Genomic DNA, 2,306 nt, shown 5'->3' with positions numbered 1-2,306 from the left:
CTGTGCGTTAGTTTTTGTTGGTGAATTGTTCCAAATAAAGGTTATTGTTCCTCCATGTTTTCAATAAGTTACTGCATTGGTTTTTGTAAGTTTATTTCTTATAGTTACTTAATGAGTATATTTAGTTGGTGTCGGTATGTAAGTTTTATTGTTGGTACTCCGCATTGGATAAAACCGTTGCTCCGCTATCCAATGCTAGTAATTCTATGGCTTTTAAAGTGAATAATATCTACTTTAAAACTCACATAAATTGATTGTATTTAAATGTGGAAAAATAATTTCAAGATACTTATGGATTACATATGGTATTTAAGTACACGAAAATAGTCCGTATTTTAGCTTGTACGGACTTTTATATTTATTCACTATTATTTGTATTAAAAGCGAAGCTTTTTAGCTCTATGCCATTAATTTCATTACTAACCCAGCTATCTTTTATCTTTTCTTCTTTTTCATTCATGTTATGTACTTTATTGTTGGACCTTGAGCCTTTTGATTTAGCCATTTGAGCAGCTAATTTTTTAGCTTCAGCCTTTTCTTTTTTCTCAAGCTTCTTTTTATAATCCTCAAATTTCAAAGTTCCAAATGTTTTAATCATTGCTTGCTCTGTTATAATCCACGTTCTACCCATCTTCTTTACGTCTTCACCAACAACAAACTTATCACGAGCCACTTGTTTTCTTAAACATGAATCGTCAATGCCATAGATTTCTGCAACTTCAAGAAATGTATATAATCCTTCAAAACTACCATTTGCCATATTATTCACCTCATAAATTTAAAATATAGGAATCTCATATCTTTATATATTCCCGTATAAGTCCATTTTTAGTCCTTGGAGCTAATTTATATATTCAATAAAGTTATTTAAATACATTTTTAAATTCACTTAAACGTGAAATTTATATATCAGTTAGGTTTTTATTTTCACGTTTAAGTGAAAATTTAAAAATAAGTATTTTATTATAACTCACGTTCTCGTGAATTGTAATTTTGAGAAAAATCAGTTTGAAAAAGTAAAAAAATCAATAAAAAACATATTGTGAAAACGTAGTATTTTCAATGGCTTGATGTATATTTTTCACTAGTAAAGGACATAATATAACTATAGAAATAAAGTTAAAAATTACATCTAAGGAGTGGTAAAAATGCAAATATACATAGCGGATTTAGAAGCTTATAACAGTGGATATTTAAAAGGAGAATGGATTGAGCTTCCCACAGAAAATGAAGAGATAGAAGAAGCTATTTTAAGACAAAGTAAAAATGGTCAAAGTGACTTTGCAATTCACGATTATGAGCTGCCATTTGAAATTGGAGAGTACACAGACCCAATAAAAGTAAATGAATTATGTGAAACGATTGAGGAATTAAATTTAAATAGATATTTACTAGAGCATCTAGAAGATACTTATGGAATTGATTTTAAGAAGCTAGATATACATATGATTAAAAAATACTTAGAAGATGTCTACACGATAGAAGGTAGTAATAACAATGAGTTTGCACAAAATTATATGTATGAGTTCTACGAAGAACTAATTGAGGATATGCCTTGGGAGTTATCTTATAGCATAGATTACGATACAGTTTTCAATAAATTACAAATGACAATGAGCATAACAAAGAATCCAGAAAAAGAAGTATTTTATTATTCAAATGACTAGGAGGTAAGCCAATGATTAAATCTAAAAATAAAATTCACTGCGCTCATGTCGCCAGCGACCTTGAAAAACAGGTCCGTTGCTCAAAAATATACATAGGAATCAGTAGAAGAGGATATTTAAGTGAGGAAATGATAGCAGTAATATATGATTATGTAGCAAAACAAGAAGTATACGAATTTACAAAGGCGAAGCCAAGAAAAATCGGAGATAAATATTTACTAGAAATTGAATTAAATGACCATACAAAAGGACTATTAAAGGATTTAAATAGTATGGACCGAGTTAAATTATATAAAAGAACCCACTCATGGGATGAAATATCCAAAATGTCAGATACAACAGTTAAAAGCTCCTAATCAGGAGCTTTTAACATTTATATATTAAATGTAATATTAATAGATGCACCAAGGGATAAATCCTCTTTAAAAGCTAATGAAGCACTAGCATTGGATAGCGGAGCAACGGTTTTATCCAATGCGGAGTACCAACAATAAAACTTCCATACCGACACCAACTAAATATACTCATTAAGTAACTATAAGAAATAAACTTACAAAAACCAATGCAGTAACTTATTGAAAACGTGGAGGAACAATAACCTTTATTTGGAACAATTCACCAACAAAAACTAACGCACAG

At 29.6% G+C, this 2,306-nt stretch carries 3 protein-coding genes; 2 read left to right on the top strand and 1 reads right to left on the bottom strand.

Going from position 1 to position 2,306, the window contains the following annotated elements; all coding sequences use genetic code 11:
• Window positions 1–358: 358 nt before the first annotated feature.
• The gene (locus CHF27_RS13600; RefSeq protein WP_095404448.1) at window positions 359–760 is read right to left on the bottom strand and encodes a helix-turn-helix domain-containing protein; all 402 of its coding nucleotides are present in this window, start codon (window positions 758–760) and stop codon (window positions 359–361) included.
• Window positions 761–1,148: 388 nt separating this feature from the next.
• On the opposite strand from CHF27_RS13600, the gene CHF27_RS13595 reads away from it, so the two are divergent.
• On the top strand, window positions 1,149–1,667 hold the full coding sequence (locus CHF27_RS13595; RefSeq protein WP_095404449.1) for an antirestriction protein ArdA: 519 nt from the start codon (window positions 1,149–1,151) through the stop codon (window positions 1,665–1,667).
• An 11-nt stretch (window positions 1,668–1,678) separates the two neighbouring features.
• Window positions 1,679–2,023, top strand: a complete 345-nt coding sequence (locus CHF27_RS13590) for a hypothetical protein (protein WP_095404450.1) — start codon at window positions 1,679–1,681, stop codon at window positions 2,021–2,023.
• Window positions 2,024–2,306: the final 283 nt, after the last annotated feature.

It is taken from the genome of Romboutsia maritimum, from assembly GCF_002251085.2.
GTDB classification, from domain to species: Bacteria; Bacillota; Clostridia; order Peptostreptococcales; family Peptostreptococcaceae; genus Romboutsia_B; species Romboutsia_B maritimum.
This window is presented reverse-complemented; position numbering and strand designations above follow the sequence as displayed.